19 protein-coding genes are annotated in these 16419 nt (G+C 42.3%); 13 read left to right on the top strand and 6 right to left on the bottom strand.

Translation table 11 applies throughout. The annotated features are described in order from the left end of the window. Positions 1-49: 49 nt before the first annotated feature. A complete protein-coding gene (locus FGG15_RS14060) occupies positions 50-793 on the top strand; it encodes a DUF3298 and DUF4163 domain-containing protein (RefSeq protein ID WP_138837304.1) in 744 nt (247 codons plus the stop codon). Between the two features lie 3 nt (positions 794-796). Here the strand turns inward: FGG15_RS14060 and FGG15_RS14055 are convergent, their stop codons facing one another. Then, positions 797-1258 (bottom strand): DinB family protein, encoded by a 462-nt coding sequence (locus FGG15_RS14055; protein ID WP_138837302.1) that lies wholly within the window; start codon positions 1256-1258, stop codon positions 797-799. Positions 1259-1552: 294 nt separating this feature from the next. Between FGG15_RS14055 and FGG15_RS14050 the strand changes: the two genes are divergently transcribed. From FGG15_RS14050 to FGG15_RS14040, 3 genes are all read left to right on the top strand, one after another. Next, entirely contained in the window at positions 1553-2245 is a 693-nt protein-coding gene (locus FGG15_RS14050; protein WP_138837300.1) for an aspartate/glutamate racemase family protein, read from the top strand. A gap of 76 nt (positions 2246-2321) precedes the next feature. Continuing rightward, positions 2322-2675, top strand: a complete 354-nt coding sequence (locus tag FGG15_RS14045) for an arsenate reductase family protein (RefSeq protein WP_138837298.1) — start codon at positions 2322-2324, stop codon at positions 2673-2675. Beyond that, positions 2672-3565: a DMT family transporter gene (locus FGG15_RS14040; RefSeq protein WP_138837296.1), complete on the top strand. Its 894-nt coding sequence runs from the start codon at positions 2672-2674 to the stop codon at positions 3563-3565. Before FGG15_RS14045 ends, FGG15_RS14040 begins: the two co-directional genes overlap by 4 nt. Here FGG15_RS14040 and FGG15_RS14035 read toward each other — a convergent pair. After that, complete coding sequence (locus FGG15_RS14035) at positions 3549-4025, bottom strand: acyl-CoA thioesterase (RefSeq protein ID WP_138837294.1); 477 nt, start codon at positions 4023-4025, stop codon at positions 3549-3551. The genes FGG15_RS14040 and FGG15_RS14035 overlap by 17 nt on opposite strands. 114 nt (positions 4026-4139) lie before the next feature. Between FGG15_RS14035 and FGG15_RS14030 the strand changes: the two genes are divergently transcribed. From FGG15_RS14030 to FGG15_RS13995, 8 genes are all read left to right on the top strand, one after another. Then, positions 4140-5117 carry an NAD(P)H-dependent flavin oxidoreductase gene (locus tag FGG15_RS14030; RefSeq protein ID WP_138837292.1) on the top strand — a complete coding sequence of 326 codons (978 nt, stop codon included), beginning with the start codon at positions 4140-4142 and terminating at the stop codon, positions 5115-5117. A gap of 53 nt (positions 5118-5170) precedes the next feature. After that, a complete protein-coding gene (locus tag FGG15_RS14025; protein WP_138837290.1) occupies positions 5171-6172 on the top strand; it encodes a bestrophin family protein in 1002 nt (333 codons plus the stop codon). Further along, positions 6172-7131 carry a YheT family hydrolase gene (locus tag FGG15_RS14020; protein WP_138837288.1) on the top strand — a complete coding sequence of 320 codons (960 nt, stop codon included), beginning with the start codon at positions 6172-6174 and terminating at the stop codon, positions 7129-7131. The genes FGG15_RS14025 and FGG15_RS14020 overlap by 1 nt, the downstream gene beginning before the upstream one ends. 114 nt (positions 7132-7245) lie before the next feature. Then, positions 7246-7725, top strand: a complete 480-nt coding sequence (locus tag FGG15_RS14015; protein ID WP_138837286.1) for a c-type cytochrome — start codon at positions 7246-7248, stop codon at positions 7723-7725. Positions 7726-7836: 111 nt separating this feature from the next. Continuing rightward, entirely contained in the window at positions 7837-8550 is a 714-nt protein-coding gene (locus FGG15_RS14010; protein ID WP_138837284.1) for a membrane or secreted protein, read from the top strand. Next, a complete protein-coding gene (locus FGG15_RS14005) occupies positions 8547-8954 on the top strand; it encodes a hypothetical protein (RefSeq protein ID WP_138837282.1) in 408 nt (135 codons plus the stop codon). Before FGG15_RS14010 ends, FGG15_RS14005 begins: the two co-directional genes overlap by 4 nt. A 37-nt stretch (positions 8955-8991) precedes the next feature. Continuing rightward, complete coding sequence (locus tag FGG15_RS14000) at positions 8992-9480, top strand: hypothetical protein (RefSeq protein ID WP_138837280.1); 489 nt, start codon at positions 8992-8994, stop codon at positions 9478-9480. 144 nt (positions 9481-9624) lie between these two features. Then, the gene (locus FGG15_RS13995; RefSeq protein WP_237561823.1) at positions 9625-10164 is read left to right on the top strand and encodes a DinB family protein; all 540 of its coding nucleotides are present in this window, start codon (positions 9625-9627) and stop codon (positions 10162-10164) included. Here FGG15_RS13995 and FGG15_RS13990 read toward each other — a convergent pair. The 4 genes from FGG15_RS13990 to FGG15_RS13975 form a co-directional block, all read right to left on the bottom strand. Further along, positions 10161-11738, bottom strand: a complete 1578-nt coding sequence (locus tag FGG15_RS13990) for a SulP family inorganic anion transporter (RefSeq protein ID WP_138837276.1) — start codon at positions 11736-11738, stop codon at positions 10161-10163. The genes FGG15_RS13995 and FGG15_RS13990 overlap by 4 nt on opposite strands. Before the next feature lie 128 nt (positions 11739-11866). Then, positions 11867-12661: an SDR family NAD(P)-dependent oxidoreductase gene (locus FGG15_RS13985; protein WP_138837274.1), complete on the bottom strand. Its 795-nt coding sequence runs from the start codon at positions 12659-12661 to the stop codon at positions 11867-11869. Between the two features lie 2 nt (positions 12662-12663). After that, positions 12664-14343, bottom strand: coding sequence for a sodium:solute symporter (locus FGG15_RS13980; RefSeq protein ID WP_138837271.1), 1680 nt, complete (start codon positions 14341-14343; stop codon positions 12664-12666). 28 nt (positions 14344-14371) lie between these two features. Beyond that, a complete protein-coding gene (locus FGG15_RS13975; RefSeq protein WP_138837269.1) occupies positions 14372-15343 on the bottom strand; it encodes a phytanoyl-CoA dioxygenase family protein in 972 nt (323 codons plus the stop codon). A gap of 143 nt (positions 15344-15486) precedes the next feature. Here FGG15_RS13975 and FGG15_RS13970 point away from each other — a divergent pair, with 143 nt between their 5' ends. After that, complete coding sequence (locus FGG15_RS13970) at positions 15487-16350, top strand: AraC family transcriptional regulator (RefSeq protein WP_138837267.1); 864 nt, start codon at positions 15487-15489, stop codon at positions 16348-16350. Positions 16351-16419: the final 69 nt, after the last annotated feature.

Below are 16419 nucleotides of genomic sequence, written 5' to 3'. Positions count from 1 at the left end.
TTGGAGTAATCAATGAAGTCTTATTTTTGAAGTCCATAAACCCCTTATAATGAACAAGTCAATTTATCTACTCCTGCTTTTATTGCTTTCCCTTGGTTGCGAAAATGACCATAAACTTACTTTTGAGACCCGGCAGCTGGAAGGCGAATCATGTGGGGATTGTCCACAAGTACAAATTTCCTTGCCAGAGGCTTTGGATGAAACTAATTTGGCAGGGGCCATAAATAATGCCTTAGAGGAAGAAGTTATAGCCATACTCGCCTGGGATGAGAATAAAGAAGTAGCAAGTATGGAAGATGCCATCCATTCTTTTTCCAGCAGTTTCAAGGAGCTTAAGAACAAATTTCCTGATGAAACTGTAGGATGGGAAGCCAAAATAGATTGCGATGTAGCTTTTGAGGACAAGGCCATGTTGACCTTGGTAATGAATGCATACACCTTTACCGGAGGTGCACACGGATACAGCGCCGTTACCTTCCTTAATTTTGATAAAATCAAGGGACAGGAAACGGAACAGTGGGAACTTTTTGAGGATGAAGAAGGTTTTGTGAACTATGCCGAAACCAAATTTCGAATCCAGGAAGGCGTCCCGCAAGACGCAAACATTAATGGCACAGGCTTTATGTTTGAGGGCGACCATTTTCATCTGTCCGAAAATCTGGGCTATACCCAGGATGGCATACAGTTAATATACAATCAGTACGAGATTGCCTCTTATGCGGATGGGCCAAAAATCCTGACCATCCCTTTCGCGGAAGCCAACAAGTACCTGAAACGACCCATAAAAAACTAGAGCTTATACCCTTAAAGCCTTTTGAATGGCCAAGATGGCCCCTAGATGTATCCCATCGTGAAAAGTCAAAAAAGCAATGGCATCCTCCACGGTATCAAGGCCAACTTTTGGAGTGGTCATATAGGATTCAAAATTGGTAAACAAATCTTCCGAGTAGTCTTTCTGCAATTGCTCCACGGTACTAACAAGGTACTCCGAGACTTTCCTGAATTCGGATTCGGATGGTTCTACCTGAGGTACTGTTCCCTTTCTATACTTTTCTATCAGTTCTTCTTCAATACCAAAACCCACCCGGCTGAGCTTGTAAATCAATAATTGTTGTGTGACCATGGTATGGGCAATGTTCCACCAGATATTGTTCTTAAAACCATTTGGAATTCGAAACAAATCTTCTTTTGGGGTTTGGTCCAAAAAGCGTTTGAAGATGATTCGGTTCTTTAGGAGGATGTCAAATTGTTTTTCCATTATTAATGAAATGTTTTATTTTTAACATATCTATAAATCTAAATATGTAAATGTTTTATAACTTTGTTATACACTTGCAAAAGCAAGGTATTATTTTTTGTTTATAAATCGATATTTATGAATATCTAAATATGAAAACCATGGAAAACTGTTTAAGCTGTACTTGCATAGAGCAACCCATCAAGATATCGTTCCGACACGTATTAAAAGAACGAATCACAAAATTTCTTGCTTCCTTTACGCTGGAAGGTGCCGAAAGCATGTCAAAAATCAAATAAAAACAAAAATCAGGTTATGAAGACAATTGGATTAATTGGGGGTATGAGTTGGGAATCTTCCAAGATTTACTACGAGCATATCAACACTATGGTAAAAGAAAAGTTGGGCGGTTCCCATTCGGCCAAAAGTGTGCTTACCTCTGTTGACTTTGATGAAATAAAGCGGAATTCATTCTCAGGTGACTGGGACAAGATCGGCGATCTAATGGCGGTACAGGCCGGTAAATTGGAAAAGGCAGGGGCTGACTTCATTATTCTGTGCACCAATCTTATTCATCTGGTAAGTGATTCCATAGTAAATGCGGTTTCTATACCATTCCTTCATATTGGCAGGGCCACCGGAGAGGCTATACAATCAAAAGGACTCAAAAAAGTAGCGCTTCTGGGTACCCAATTTACCATGGAAAAGGACTTCTACACCAAAATTTTGGAAGAAGAATTTGGCTTGGAAGTCCTGATTCCCGAGTTAAAAGATCGCGAAACACTTCAGTCCATGATATACGATGAATTGGTCCAAGGTGTTTTTACGCAAGAAGCCAAAGAAAAATGCTTGGACATCATTAAAAAAATGGAGGCGCAGGGTGCAGAAGGTATAATTTTGGGCTGTACAGAATTACCTATCTTAATCCCTTCGGATGAAGTGGATGTGCCCACTTTTGACACCACTAAAATACATGCCCAGAAAGCAGTGGATTTTGCACTGTCTTAATTTCAAATGAACGACCTTTGATTCGGTAATTAGATAATATGGATTCCCTTGTTCTTGGGAATCATAACTCTGGAAAATGAAAAAAATATACCACCTCGGAAGCTGCTCTACCTGTCAACGCATCCTCAAAGATTTGGAACCATTGGATGGTGTGGTGTTGCAAGAGATAAAATCGGAACCCATGACCGCTGAGCAAGTGGAACAGATGGCGCAGTTGGCCGGAAGCTACGAAGCGCTCTTCAGCAGACGGGCCATGTTGTTTAGACAAAGAGGTCTTCATGAACAAAAACTCACGGAAGAAGATTATAAAAATCTGATTTTGGAACATTACACCTTTTTAAAAAGACCAGTGTTGCTCTTGGAAGAGCAAATTTTTGTGGGGAATTCCAAAAAGGTGGTTGAAGCTGCTAAAGCCGCACTACATTCATGAACAAACGTACTCTAGCTTTGTTGGCCGCCTTAGCGGCTACCACAATCTATGGTCTTAACCACACCATAGCCAAGGGAGTTATGCCCAACCATATACGTCCTTTTGGGTTTATCATGTTGCGATTGGGAGGTGCTTCTATCCTTTTTTGGGCCATTTCATTTTTAGGGCCAAAACAGCGTATTGAAAAAAAGGATTGGCTGCGCATTCTGGCTTGCTCCCTTTTGGGGATGGCCATAAATATGCTGGCCTTTTTCAAAGGACTACAATTGTCTACTCCCATAAATAGTGCTGTGTTGATTACGATTACCCCAATTTTTGTGGTTGCATTGTCCGCCTTTTTCCTTAAAGAGCGTATCACCCTGAACAAAGGACTTGGTATTTTATTGGGATTTATAGGAGCTGTTGCATTGATCTTATTTGGAGCCGAGTTACGGCAGGATGCACCCAATATTCCCTTAGGTAACATACTTTTTTTGCTGAATTGCATTACCTATGGTGCATACCTAATCTTGGTTAAAAAACTAATAGAAAAGTACCATCCCTTTACCCTAATGAAATGGCTTTTTACCATAGGCTTTATAATAGCCTTTCCAGTAACCTACCCTGAATATTCCCAAATTGAATGGGCCACTTTACCCCTGTGGGTATATGGGGTTATAGCCTTTGTGGTTATCGGAACCACCTTTACAACCTACCTATTTAATGTGTTTGCCCTTACCCAATTAAGAGCATCAACCGTAGGTGCCTTTATATATCTGCAACCACTTATCGGTATACTTTTTGCCCTTACTACGGGCAAAGATCAATTAACAACGATTAAAATTCTGGCCACGGTCTTAGTACTTATGGGGGTATACTTGGCAAGCAGAAAACCTAAGGCAAGTCCTTAGGCACTTTGGCATACTTTCGGGTATCCTCCTTGGTCAACACCCTAAAATCCGTTGCTTTTTCCTGATTTGCAAACACTTCCAAAACCTCTTCAGGGAGCGAAGTGAGCTTTCGGGTTTCCATATTGATCCAAGAAAAAAGCATTTCGCAATGCGTGAGGTGTTTCCCATTGCTGTCATAAAAATTGTGATGGAATTCCACAAACATTCCGTCTTCGCTCATTCCTTTAAGCTCCAATGACACCTTAATGGGCTTTCCGGGAAAGACTTCCTTAAAATAGTAGATATGCTCATAAAAAACTACAGGGCCAATACTATACTTTACAAACTCCTTGTGCCCAAAGCCAATTTTGGTCATATAAGACATTCGGGTGTGACTCATAAAATTGATATAAGCCGAATTGGCCAAATGACGATTGGCGTCCAAATCGTTCCATCGTACCTCGAACTCCTTAAAAAACATAGGCTGAATATTTGTTATGCATGCATAATATTTGTAAAATTACCATACTTTTCAGAAATGGGTCCCATCTGAAGGCACAATTAACCTTAAATTTAAAACTCCAAGAAAGTTATCATGAGTCAGAAAGCTGAATTTATCCAAGATTTAAGTTTGCCTGCCATTGCGGCGCCCATGTTTTTAATTTCTGGGCCTCGCTTGGTAATTGAATGCTGTAAAAATGGGATTGTGGGGACCTTCCCTGCCCTTAACCAAAGAACCAGTGAAGGTTTCGAGGAATGGCTCATTGAAATTAAATCGGAACTCAAAAAATTTGAAGAAGAAACGGGCAAAAAGCCCGCTCCTTTCGGGGTTAACCTAATCGTGCATCCCACCAACCCCAGATTGGAGGCCGATGTGAAACTCTGCATTAAACATAAAGTTCCCCTGGTCATTACTTCTCTTGGTGCAGTAAGCATGGTAGTCAATGCCATTCACAGCTACGGTGGACTTGTTTTTCACGATATCATCAAAAAACGGCATGCCGAAAAAGCGGCTGAAGCTGGCGTGGATGGCCTTATTTTGGTTTCTGCAGGAGCAGGAGGACATGCCGGAAACATCAACCCTATCAGTCTGGTGGCAGAAGTGAAAAAGATGTTTGATAAAACCATCATCCTTTCCGGATGTATTAGCACCGGTAGGGATATTGCCACAGCCATGCAAATGGGGGCCGATTTAGCTTATATGGGTACCCGTTTTATCAACACTGAAGAAAGCAAGGCTCCGGAAGAATACCGCAAGATGATTATTGAAGCCGGGGCAAGCGATGTGGTTTACACTGCGGCTATATCTGGCGTGCACGCCAACTTTTTGGCTGCCAGTTTAAAAGCCGCTGGTATTTCTGAGGAAGATTTGAAAAAAGATCACAAAATTGATTTTGGGAAAGAACTGGACACCGAAGCCAAAGCCTGGAAAACTATTTGGTCTGCAGGTCAGGGTGTTACCACGATTGATAATGTGTTGCCTGTGGCCCAACTTATTGCCGATTTAAAGGCTGAATTTATTGCAGCTATCAAGGATCAGTCCAGCTTGCTTGAGCGCTTTCCAAACGACTAGTTGCGCTCTGCTTTTATTTGTATTTTGGCATGGATTAATCAACTTTCGTTACCATGTACATCAAAAGAAATATTAGCTGGTCGCTTATCCTACGTTTTGCTTGGAAAAACCTCATCTTCTTTGCTCTTTATGCCGCAACGGTTTTTTACCTCTATCACATTTGGGGTTGGACACATATCGATATTCCTTTTGAACCCCTTTCGGTAATTGGTATTGCGGTAGCGTTCTATATCGGTTTTAAGAACAGTCAAAGCTATGATCGTTTCTGGGAGGCCCGAAAAATATGGGGCGGAATTGTCAATTACTCCCGTACCTGGGCCAACAATGTATTAAGTTTAGTAGAAGATGATCGTAGTGCCCAAATTACATTGATCTACCGTCATATTGCTTGGATCAATGCCTTACGGATACAATTGCGCCAACCTAATAGTTTTTCCATTCGGGAAAACAGAGCCATTGAACGTTTATTTGATAAGCATGGAGAGCGAAACCCGGTATGCAATGGGATGGATGATTTATTGGGGCCCAAGGAGGTTGAGGCTTTGGAAAACAGAAAGAACGTTGCCACACATCTCGTTAAAAAACAAGGGCAACACCTAAAGCAATTGCTGGCTGAAGGAAAGATCACAGAATTTGACAAACAGATTTTCCACAACAACTTGGAGGAAATGTACAATCTGCAAGGTAAATGTGAACGTATCAAGAACACCCCTTTCCCAAGACAATATGCCTATTTCAGTACGGTTTTTACATGGGTGTTTTTGTTGCTTCTGCCTTTTGGGTTGTTAAATGTTTTTGAAACCCAACTTAAAGAATTGGAAGTGGGGCACAATTGGTGGTATATCGTCCTTATGATTTTCTTTTCTATCCTCATTTCTTGGATTTTTTCTACGATGGAAAAAGTAGGCAGCAATAGCGAGGATCCTTTTGAAGGAAGAATCAATGATGTGCCAATGACGGCTTTATGCAGGACCATAGAAATTGATTTGAGAGATATGCTCGACGAGGAGAACCTTCCCAAAAAAATAAAGCCCCAGCACAACATATTGTATTAATGCCTATAGTTTCCTCTTCTTATAAGCCATCACTTTTTTTTAGGAATGGGCATTTGGCCACTATCTACAATGGCCTCTTTAGAAAAGTGAGCGGGATAGATCAGGTTCGTGAACGCATCAACCTTTCGGATGGAGATCTTTTGGATTTGGATTGGAGCCATGCCCAAAATGCCACCCAAAACTTGGTCATTTTGCTACACGGTTTGGAGGGCGATGCGCAACGTCCCTATATCACCGGGAGCGCCAAGTTGTTCAACGCCAATGGATTTGATGCCTGCTCAGTTAATTATCGGGGATGCAGTGGGGAACCCAATTCAAAATATCGTTCTTACCACAGTGGGGCCACCGAAGATTTAAAGGAAGTTCTTGATCATATAATAACAACAAAGAACTATGGGAATATTTATTTAAAGGGATTTAGCCTAGGTGGCAACTTGGCCCTTAAATACTTGGGTGAGGGAAATCTGATTCCAAAGGAAGTCAAAGCTGCGGTAGCCATATCTGTACCCTGTAGTTTGCAAAGTTCATGCGAAAAGCTGTTAACGTTTGAAAATATTCTATATGCCAAAAGATTCAAAAGACATTTGATTGCCAAGCTCAGACAAAAACAAAAAATGTTTCCCCAATTAATTTCCAATACGGACATAAAGGCCATAAAGACCCTAAAGGATTTTGATGACATCTATACCAGCAGGGCCCATGGTTTTAAAGATGCGCTTGACTATTATACCCAGTGCAGTTGCTTGCAGTTTTTACCCTCCATCCAAGTTCCTAGCCTGATTATCAATGCTACCGATGACTCCTTCTTGGGCTCGAAATGTTATCCTTATGCAGCAGCCGAGGAGAACCACAATATTCATTTGGAAATTCCAAGATATGGGGGGCATGTGGGCTTTTGGGGTCAGAATGGAACCACCTATACCGAAGCCAGAGCCGTGGAGTTTTTTAATGCTCACTGACTTCAACCACCTCGCAAGTTGTTAGAGACATCAAAATAAAGGAGTAAAAAGTTCTCTGCTATTTATATATCTTAGTAGCTGCAAATTCAACTAACTACAACACAATCTACTGAAATGAAGAAAATACTCCTGTTTTTATGCTTAGCTGCCTTTGTAGCCAGCTGTGGTGGAAAGAAAGAAGAAAAGAAGGACGGTTTTGAAGTAAGTCGTTCCAAAACTGAAGACAAAAAAGCGGATGCCAAGGAAGGTGTGCCAGTTGATTTGGACAACAAAGGTGTTGGACCTATCAAGGAACTTGTCTTTCCTGAGGAGATTGATCAGGAAATGGTGGCCCGTGGTGAAGCAAGTTTTAACTCCATCTGCGTAGCCTGCCATATGGTGGACCAGCGTATGATCGGCCCAGCCATGAAAGGTGTTTACGAACGCAGAAGTCCTGAGTGGGTCATGAACATGATGCTCAACCCTGATGTTATGCTGCGAGAAGATCCCATTGCAAAGGCTTTGTTGAAAGAATATAACAATGCCATCATGCTCAACCAAAACCTGACCGAGGAACAAGCTCGGGATTTAGCGGAATATCTGCGCACGCTTTAAACGCGGAATTAGGACATATACAGCCGTTCCCAATAACAGAGGATTCGGTTTGGGATTTCTAAACTTTCGTTAGGAAAGGATTTGGGTGGTTCACTTAAAATATTCTAGCATATGAAAACCATTCTATTTGCATTTGTCAGCTGTCTCTTTTTCAATGCCCTCCAAAGTCAAAGTTTACTGGGCGCTTGGGAGAATGTATCTACCAATGAAGAAGGACTGGCAATAAAAAATGTAGTCATCTTTTCGGAAGGATTCCAGGTAGCCACTTGGTACGATGCCAATACCGGGGCCTTTATCAGCACCAATGGTGGTAGTTGGGAGTTAGACAGCACCATGTTGATCGAAACGGTAGAGTTTGACACTAAAAATCCGGATAGGGTTGGAACCCAAGTCAGTTTCGAAATTATGTTGACCCAAGATCTTCTTAAGGTAAAAGATGGTGAGCAGACATGGAAACGATTGGACAATGGTACTCCGGGAGCATTAGCAGGGGCTTGGCTCATGTCTGGGAGAAAAACAGATGGAACATTACGGCAACGTGATACCAACAGGCCAAGAAAAACCATGAAAATTTTATCCGGATCCCGTTTCCAATGGATTGCCTATAATACCGAAACCAAACAATTTATGGGCACCGGGGGCGGAACTTATACTACCGTTGACGGCAAGTACACAGAAAATATCAAATTTTTCTCCAGGGATAACACTCGGGTTGGGGCAAGCCTTGAGTTTGACTTTGACCTAAAAAATGGTGACTGGCACCATTCAGGATTCAGTAGCAAGGGTGCACCCCTTTATGAGATTTGGAGTTTACGAAAGCAATGAAAACCAATCCTAGCATAAACGTAATTGATGTCATTAAAACGCCCAAGACATTAATACTTTGGTTGTTTTTATGGGTTCTGCCATTCCAATCCTTTTCGCAAAGCGAAGAAAAAACAGCGTCCTATTTTGTGGCCCTATACACTCTAGGTGAAAGCTGGGATACGGAAAAACAGCCTCACGAACAAGCATATTTTAAGGAACATTCCTCCTTTCTGGCCCAACTGCGCAAGGAAAAGAAAATCTCTGTTGGAGCACGCTATAGTGATACCGGCATGTTGATCATTTTAGGAAAGGATCTACAGGAGGTGACAAATATGCTTCACGAGGATTTGGCCATTCAACACAAGCTCTTTAAGCTAGAAATTCACCCCTTTGCTCCCTTCTACAAAGGATGTATTGAATAGCGGTAACGGGAACGGCCATCTAGCCTGATTTAGTCATATGAAAATTCAGTTCAAAAAAAGAAAGAGCAAAGCCAGTATACTCAACTGTATTAGGGAAGATGGCAGTGTTACTTGGTCCCAAATACATCCAAATTTTGAAGTCCATGACCTTGCCCATTATGCCGTGGAAACCGTTTTGGGCTTTAAAAAGGCCTTTTACGGATTGCTGTCCGATGGTTTCAATATTGAGGATTTTGAATTGCAGCGGGATAAAAGGCCAGAAGCGTTGGTTCCAGCAAACTTGCCTCCTGAATCCTTGCAAACCGAGCACCTGGTCAACCTGTTGTTGACCGACCTTCAGTCTGGCGGGGAGCATTTGAATCTTATCCCAACCCTAAAAGAAATTTTAACTCGGGAAGGATTACCTTATCCCAATGGTCTTAACACGGATTCCTTAGCTGAAATTCAACAATCGCTTAATGACTTGTTGGCACAATGGGAAGCATTGGGCGAGGATGAAACATTGGAATTATTCTTCGTCAGGTAATCTTATATGCTAAATGTTTGTCAAAACGCTGGGCGATAACATCCAAAACGGTTAATTTGATTCCTTATTTATATAAATATGATAACCAAGAAACCTCTCGTCAGTACTTTAGTGCTGTTCCTTTCCCTTTTTTTATGTAACCCAATGAGCGCACAGGAAGAATTACCATACCACCAAATTCCGGATTATCCGGAGGACTATAGTCCCGGAAATGTTGCCGCCCGAATGATAGATGGACTTGGCTTTCGATACTATTGGGCAACAAAAGGTCTTACCCAAAAAGACCTGGAATACAAACCATCAGAAGATGGTAGGGCCAGTATTGAGACCTTGCGACATATTCATGGCATGTCCAAAATGATCTTGAATGCAGCGGATGCTACTCCCAACGTTCGTGTGGAGAATCGGCCAGAGCTTTCCTTTGAAGAACTCCGGAAGGAAACCTTGTTGAACTTAAAAGCGGCCAGCACCAAAATGCTCGGGAAACAGACCAAAGATTTTGAAGCAACGGGCGTAGTTTTTCAACGCGGGGACCAAGAGTCCAAGTATCCTTATTGGAATCTAATCAATGGCATGCTGTCGGATTGCATTTACCATGCTGGTCAAATCACCTTGATGCGTAGGGCATCTGGCAATCCCATTCACCCCAAAGTGAGTATGTTCAATGGAAAATTGAGGGATTAAATCCTATCTGCAACTACCTTATAGGTTGGGTCTTCCAGTACATTTACCTCGATGATATCCTCTGCATTTTTCAGCAAGCGGATACAATCCCTGCTCAAATGTCTTAAGTGCACTTTTTTGCCCGCCTTGGCATAACGCTCCGTGATTTTGTTCAATGCTTCAATTCCGGACATGTCCGCCACCCGGCTTTCCTGAAAATCAATAATCACCTCAGACGGATCGTTTTGCACATCAAACTTTTCAGCGAACAAAGTGGTGGAACCAAAGAAAAGAGGGCCATAGATTTCATAATGCTTAACCCCATCCTCATCCACATGCTTTCTGGCTCGAATGCGTTTGGCATTTTCCCAGGAATATGCCAAAGCTGAGATAACAACCCCCAGTAAAACTGCAATAGCCAAATTATGGGTAATGGCTGTAATCAAGGTTACCAATACCATGACAATCACATCAGAATTGGGCATTTTACGGAAGGTTTTAAAACTAGCCCATTCAAAAGTTCCAATGGCAACCATAAACATCAGCCCTACCAAGGCCGCCATGGGCAATCGCTCAATAAGGCTGCTACCAAACATGATAAACACCAAGAGCATTACTGCCGCGGTAATCCCTGAAAGCCTTGCTCTAGCACCCGAAGAAGTATTGATCAAACTTTGACCGATCATAGCACAGCCACCCATTCCAGATAGGAAGCCAGAAAGAATATTTGCCGTTCCTTGTGCTACACATTCCTTGTTTCCGCTACCCCGGGTTTCCGTAATTTCATCAATAATGTTCAGGGTCAGCAAGCTTTCAATTAAGCCTACCCCAGCAACAATGCCAGCATAGGGAATAATGATCATGAAGGTATCCAAAGTCAGCGGTATTTTGGGAATGGACAAGGGTGGGAATCCCCCTTTGATACTCTCCCCTTCCTGCATGGTGTCAGCAACGGTTAGGGTATCAATTCCAAAGCCAATTACAACGGCAGAAACCACAATGATAGCCAACAAGGAGGACGGAACCGCCTTGGTCAATTTTGGGAATCCCCAAATAATGAGCATCGTGAGCAAAGTCAAGCCCAACATGGTATAGAGTGCTGTTCCAGACAAGAGATCACTAGTTCCCTTCACATAGAAATTTGGGAATTGGGCCATAAATATGATAATGGCTAAGCCGTTTACAAACCCGAACATAACCGGATGTGGCACCAAGCGAATAAACTTTCCCAATCGTAACAGTCCTGCCAAAATCTGTATCCCCCCTGCAATGATCACTGTGGCAAAAACATAGTTTAGAATTGTGGTGGGTTCAATACCGGGAAAAGTATTTTTTAGTTCCAGAATCAAGCCAACAAAAATAACAGCTACCGCACCCGTTGCGCCTGAAATCATTCCCGGACGTCCACCCAAAATGGAAGTTACCAAGGCCAAAACGAATGCAGCATACAATCCGGTCAAGGGAGAAAAGCCAGGAATCAAGGCAAAGGCAATGGCTTCCGGTACCAAAGCCAAAGCAACGGTCAATCCTGAAAGCACTTCGGTTCGGTAGTTTACCTTTTGAGAAAAGTCGAAAAGATTAAGATACTTTTTCATGTCTTGTTGCTTGAAGCCGGCAAAAATAGCACTATTCGGCTTATGACACGAATCCGAATGAGGGAATTCACGAATTCCTGATCCCAACCTCTGGAAAATCACTAATTCGGAAGATAATGTGCTGATTTCTAAAAAATTCCGCTTGTACTACCGCCGTCAATCTTAATGGCCGCTCCATTGGTGGCTGCGGCAAGGGGACTTGACAAATACGTTATCGTATGGGCTACTTCATCCACGGTTGCAAAGCGCTGTAAAAGTGAAGACGTTCGTGCATCCTTAAAAAAATCCTCTTCTACCTCTGCTTTGGTTTTTCCCTGCTTTTCTGCCTCGGTTTCCAAAAATCGCTCTGCGCCTTCGGAGAGGGTGGATCCCGGCAAAACCGAGTTTACAGTGACTCCTGTACCCTTTGTCAATTGGGCCAGTCCTTTGGAAATGGCCAACATAGCCGTTTTTGTGGTACTATAGGCCAGCATGTCCGGAGGCACCAAGGAGGCACATTCACTAGAGACGAATAGTATCCGGCCCCAATTGCGTTCCAACATTTTGGGAAGAAGCGACCTGGACAAACGTACCCCACTCATCACATTGACCTCAAACTGCCGATACCAATCCTCGTCCTGCATTTGGAAAAAGGATTCTGCCTTATAAATTCCAATATTGTTAATTAGGATGTCTATCTGGGGTAGTTGATTTAGGAGGTGCTTAATATCCTCCCGATTTTCAAAATCCGCTGCTATGCCATTCATTTTGCCATGAGGAAATTCTTTTTGTAAATCTTCCAAGGCCCTATCCACCGACATTGAAGAACGCCCATTGATGGTTACCTCGACCCCTTCTGCCAGCAAGCTTTTGGCCAAGGCAAAACCAATACCAGCAGTTGATCCTGAAATAAATGCTTTTTTCCCTTTTAACTGTAAATCCATAACTAACCTGCTAATCCCAATGGACTAAAGACAGCCCATAAAATCAAGACCAAAACAATCAACACTAGGGTCAATACCATATCTCTTGAGCGTTCCTTGGAAGGGAGTTGGTCCTTTTTCTGAAAGGTAACCAACCTCAATGCTTCCTCCGTTTTGGGTAAACCTGTTTTGCTGACCAGGGCCAATACCAAGGCGCAAAACACAAACAGGAAAAGAGCAAAATGTAGAAAGTTGATATCCAGAAAGAAAGCCAGAATCGTGCCTTCACCCACAATCAAGATTCCCTCCTTGGCCATAAATTCCGTAACCAAACGAAGTATCCCCAAAAAGAAGCCAGACCAAAGTGCCACGATAGCGCCCTTGGCATTGATCCATTTGTAAAAGAGTCCGAATAAAAACACTGCTGCTATTGGAGGTGAAATATAGGCCTGCACACTTTGCAGATAATGAAATATTCCCCCTCCCATCAGGGTTTTCATGAAGGGAATCCACCCAAGGCTTACAATAACCAAAACCACCGTTGCCAACTGACCAAATCTGACCAAATTTTTATCCGAAGCTTGTGGCCTATACTGTTTATAAAAATCCATGGTCAACAGTGTGGAACTTGAATTAAACGCTGAAGACAAGGAACTCATCAAAGCGGCCAAAAGACCTGCTATGGCCAAGCCTTTTAATCCAAGTGGCAAAAAATTGGTGATCATGGCCGGAAGTGCTTGATCCGCATTTTCCAAAGCAAAATTGATCTCCCCTTTTTGCATCAATGCATAAGCGATTACCCCGGGAATAAAGAAGATAAATACTGGCAACAGCTTTAAATATCCTGCAAACAAAGCTCCCTTTCTGGCATTGGATACATCTTTGGCGGATAGGGTGCGCTGCACAATATATTGGTCCGTACACCAATACCAAATACCAAGTATAGGTGCTCCAAAGAGCATTCCTGTCCAAGGGTATTCGGTGTCCGTCATGGGCCGCCATAAATTAAAAAAACGTTCTGTTGGAGGATTGCCTTCGGTGTTTGCCGCCATATCCAAAGTGCTAATAAGGCCATCCCATCCGCCCAATTGATGAATGCCGAATAAGGTAACCGCAATGGTGCCCAGTAATAGAATCACCGCCTGCACCATATCGGTATATATTACCGCCTTCAATCCACCTAAAACGGTATAAAATCCTGTAGCCAATACGGTAACGATAGCCCCTGTCCAAAAGGGTACTCCTATAGTTTCAAAGACCAGCGCACCAGCAAATATGATCAGGGAAATTTTGGTGATCACATAGGCCAAAATAGAGACGATGGAGAGGTAATTACGACAGGCTTTGGAGTATCTTTTCTCCAAAAATTCGGGCATGGTATATACTCCTGTTCTAAGATAAAAAGGAACAAAGACCCAGCCTAGAAGGATAAGTACCAGGGCAGCCAAAATTTCAAAATTGGCCATGGGCATGTTCGCTCTTGCCCCAGCTCCAGAGACTCCCAAAATAATCTCGGAACCAATATTGGATGCAAAAAGAGATGCTCCCACCACAAGCCATCCTTGGTCACGTCCTGCCAAAAAATAATCCGCCGCGGCCCCAGAGCCACCTTTGCCTTTAGATGCCCATTTTGCAATCCATAAAATAATTCCAAAATAAACAAGGATAATAAGTATATCCCAACTACTAATATTGGTTAACATAAAGGTTTGGTTTGGTCAATGTTTAAAGTTACCAGTTTTTTAAGCCTAATAACTTTTGTCCCAGATCGGTAAGCTCTGCAGTTCCGTATTTATCCCTTTCCCAATGCCGAGGATCGCCGGGAAAGGCATATCCTTCAGGCGCCACTCGATTCTTCCACGAATTGATGCGCCATTGTCTTAATTCGTCATTTTCCTCTTCCGCCGGCATCATTGAAATGTATTGGGCAATCCTAACCTTGTTTTTGGATTTATTGGGCCTGATACCATGGGGTTCTGTACTATTGAATATCAATAAATCCCCAGCCTCCATCTTTACCTTAACAATTTTATCTTCCAGTCCCTCCAGGTCCGGTTGAAAGTGATCCCGATCTTTAGGCTGGGTCAATTTCCATGTATCATAATTTCTATAGAGCCATGGTATACATTGGAAACCTCCCATATTCTCGTCCGTCTGGTCTGCCAGGGCCAAAACCCCTTGAACATTTTGTGGACGTGTTTCCGGATCATAGTCCCAATGGATAAATCCTTTTTTCTCCACTCCAGGTGGTAGGGGAAAATTCAAATTGGCCCGGTCAATGGTCACCCAAAGTTTTTCAGTACCCCAAACATCCACAAAGGCATCATAAACCTTGGGCATTTGCCTGTTGTTCCATAAATGCTGATGGTTATACACCTCCACCATTCCTGTTCCGGTGAGTTCCTTCATTTTCATTTCTGCCCTCGCGGGTGCGTACCAAGTGTTGGAATCGTTAGGGTCTTTTTCATCAAACTCCCATATAAAATCGGCAGTTGCCTTTGCTTGTTCCTTTGGAATAGCATTTTTTATTACGATGTAGCCATTATGAATCCAAAAGTCCCAATCTTCTTCTGTAAGCACCCGAAGTGACTTTCCATTAGATCGGTCATTTAGTTTGATCTTACTGCTGGTTGCTGTGGATGGATTTCCTGGAATTTCCTCGTGGGCCTTGTTGGCCATCTCCATTTTTGCTTCTTCTTCCATGTTTTCTATTTTTCCGTTTCTAAATTCTATGGGATAAAACTAGATAGCACCTTAAGGTTTCTCAACCTTCATATTGATATAAATTTGAACTATATTGATAATTTCCGGTAAAATCTATATTTTAACAGACATAAAAGTGAAAATTGAAGATCCAATTAGAGACCATAGCGCCCAACACCAAAAGTCCATTCCGGCTTTTGCACCTTCCGCGTTTGAACCATTTGTTCTATTGGCATTTTCATCCGGAGTACGAGTTGGTCTATATTGAAGGTGCCAGCGCCACCAGACACGTAGGGGACAGTATTTCCAATTTTGAGGACAGCGACTTAGTCTTTATTGGCTCCAATATTCCTCACTTGAATTTTGATTACGGGGTACAAACGGAATACATTAAGGAAGTGCTTCATATTAAACCGAGTTTCAAAGAACAGTTGTTGACCAACATTCCAGAGTTGGAACCCATCAATGCCCTTTTTGAAAAATCCAAATATGGACTAGTGTTCACTGGGGATACCAAAAAACGTATTGGGGAACGGTTGAAAAAACTGCACCTGCTTTCCCCTTTTGAGTTATTTATGGAATCCATTCATATTTTAAAGGAGCTTGCCAGTAGTAGTGACTTTTTTTTATTGCATGATTATCCATTTGTGAATCGCTATCGAAAAAAAGAACAGGCACGATTAAGGGATCTACATGCTTTTGTGGATAAGAACTATCAGCGAAAAATTGAGATTGCGGAAGTGGCGGCCCTATGCAATTTGGGCAAAGAGGCCTTTTGCAGATATTTCAAAAAGTCCACCGGAAATACCTTTACCAATTTTTTAAACCAGTATCGTATCAGTCAAGCCAAAAGGTTACTGCTTATAGGGAAGAATGTGAGTGAAACTTGTTACGAATGTGGATTTGAAAGTCTTTCGTACTTCAATCGGACTTTTAAAAAAATAAGTGGGGAAAATCCATCCGATTTCAAAAAGCAATATTTGGTCAATCTTAAAAGGAAGGATTAAGACTTTAGTATAGGTATAAAAGAAGAACCGCCCCAAGCTGAGAACTTGAGGCGATTCTTAACTAAATAA

This window comes from Flagellimonas algicola (assembly GCF_005937185.1).
Lineage (GTDB): Bacteria > Bacteroidota > Bacteroidia > Flavobacteriales > Flavobacteriaceae > Flagellimonas > Flagellimonas algicola.
The sequence above is the reverse complement of the archived record's forward strand: the minus strand, read 5'-3'. Positions and strand labels throughout refer to the sequence as shown.

Excerpts from the sequence above, each read along its gene's own strand:
- FGG15_RS13995 (WP_237561823.1), top strand. The coding sequence starts at position 9,625 with ATGAGCGCACAGGAAGAATTACCATACCACCAAATTCCGGATTATCCG.
- FGG15_RS14020 (WP_138837288.1), top strand. The coding sequence starts at position 6,172 with ATGCCTATAGTTTCCTCTTCTTATAAGCCATCACTTTTTTTTAGGAAT.
- FGG15_RS14015 (WP_138837286.1), top strand. The coding sequence starts at position 7,246 with ATGAAGAAAATACTCCTGTTTTTATGCTTAGCTGCCTTTGTAGCCAGC.
- FGG15_RS14045 (WP_138837298.1), top strand. The coding sequence starts at position 2,322 with ATGAAAAAAATATACCACCTCGGAAGCTGCTCTACCTGTCAACGCATC.
- FGG15_RS14005 (WP_138837282.1), top strand. The coding sequence starts at position 8,547 with ATGAAAACCAATCCTAGCATAAACGTAATTGATGTCATTAAAACGCCC.
- FGG15_RS14055 (WP_138837302.1), bottom strand. The coding sequence starts at position 1,258 with ATGGAAAAACAATTTGACATCCTCCTAAAGAACCGAATCATCTTCAAA.
- FGG15_RS14025 (WP_138837290.1), top strand. The coding sequence starts at position 5,171 with ATGTACATCAAAAGAAATATTAGCTGGTCGCTTATCCTACGTTTTGCT.
- FGG15_RS14030 (WP_138837292.1), top strand. The coding sequence starts at position 4,140 with ATGAGTCAGAAAGCTGAATTTATCCAAGATTTAAGTTTGCCTGCCATT.
- FGG15_RS14050 (WP_138837300.1), top strand. The coding sequence starts at position 1,553 with ATGAAGACAATTGGATTAATTGGGGGTATGAGTTGGGAATCTTCCAAG.
- FGG15_RS14035 (WP_138837294.1), bottom strand. The coding sequence starts at position 4,025 with ATGTTTTTTAAGGAGTTCGAGGTACGATGGAACGATTTGGACGCCAAT.
- FGG15_RS14060 (WP_138837304.1), top strand. The coding sequence starts at position 50 with ATGAACAAGTCAATTTATCTACTCCTGCTTTTATTGCTTTCCCTTGGT.
- FGG15_RS14000 (WP_138837280.1), top strand. The coding sequence starts at position 8,992 with ATGAAAATTCAGTTCAAAAAAAGAAAGAGCAAAGCCAGTATACTCAAC.
- FGG15_RS13985 (WP_138837274.1), bottom strand. The coding sequence starts at position 12,661 with ATGGATTTACAGTTAAAAGGGAAAAAAGCATTTATTTCAGGATCAACT.
- FGG15_RS13980 (WP_138837271.1), bottom strand. The coding sequence starts at position 14,343 with ATGTTAACCAATATTAGTAGTTGGGATATACTTATTATCCTTGTTTAT.
- FGG15_RS13990 (WP_138837276.1), bottom strand. The coding sequence starts at position 11,738 with ATGAAAAAGTATCTTAATCTTTTCGACTTTTCTCAAAAGGTAAACTAC.
- FGG15_RS14010 (WP_138837284.1), top strand. The coding sequence starts at position 7,837 with ATGAAAACCATTCTATTTGCATTTGTCAGCTGTCTCTTTTTCAATGCC.
- FGG15_RS13975 (WP_138837269.1), bottom strand. The coding sequence starts at position 15,343 with ATGGAAGAAGAAGCAAAAATGGAGATGGCCAACAAGGCCCACGAGGAA.
- FGG15_RS14040 (WP_138837296.1), top strand. The coding sequence starts at position 2,672 with ATGAACAAACGTACTCTAGCTTTGTTGGCCGCCTTAGCGGCTACCACA.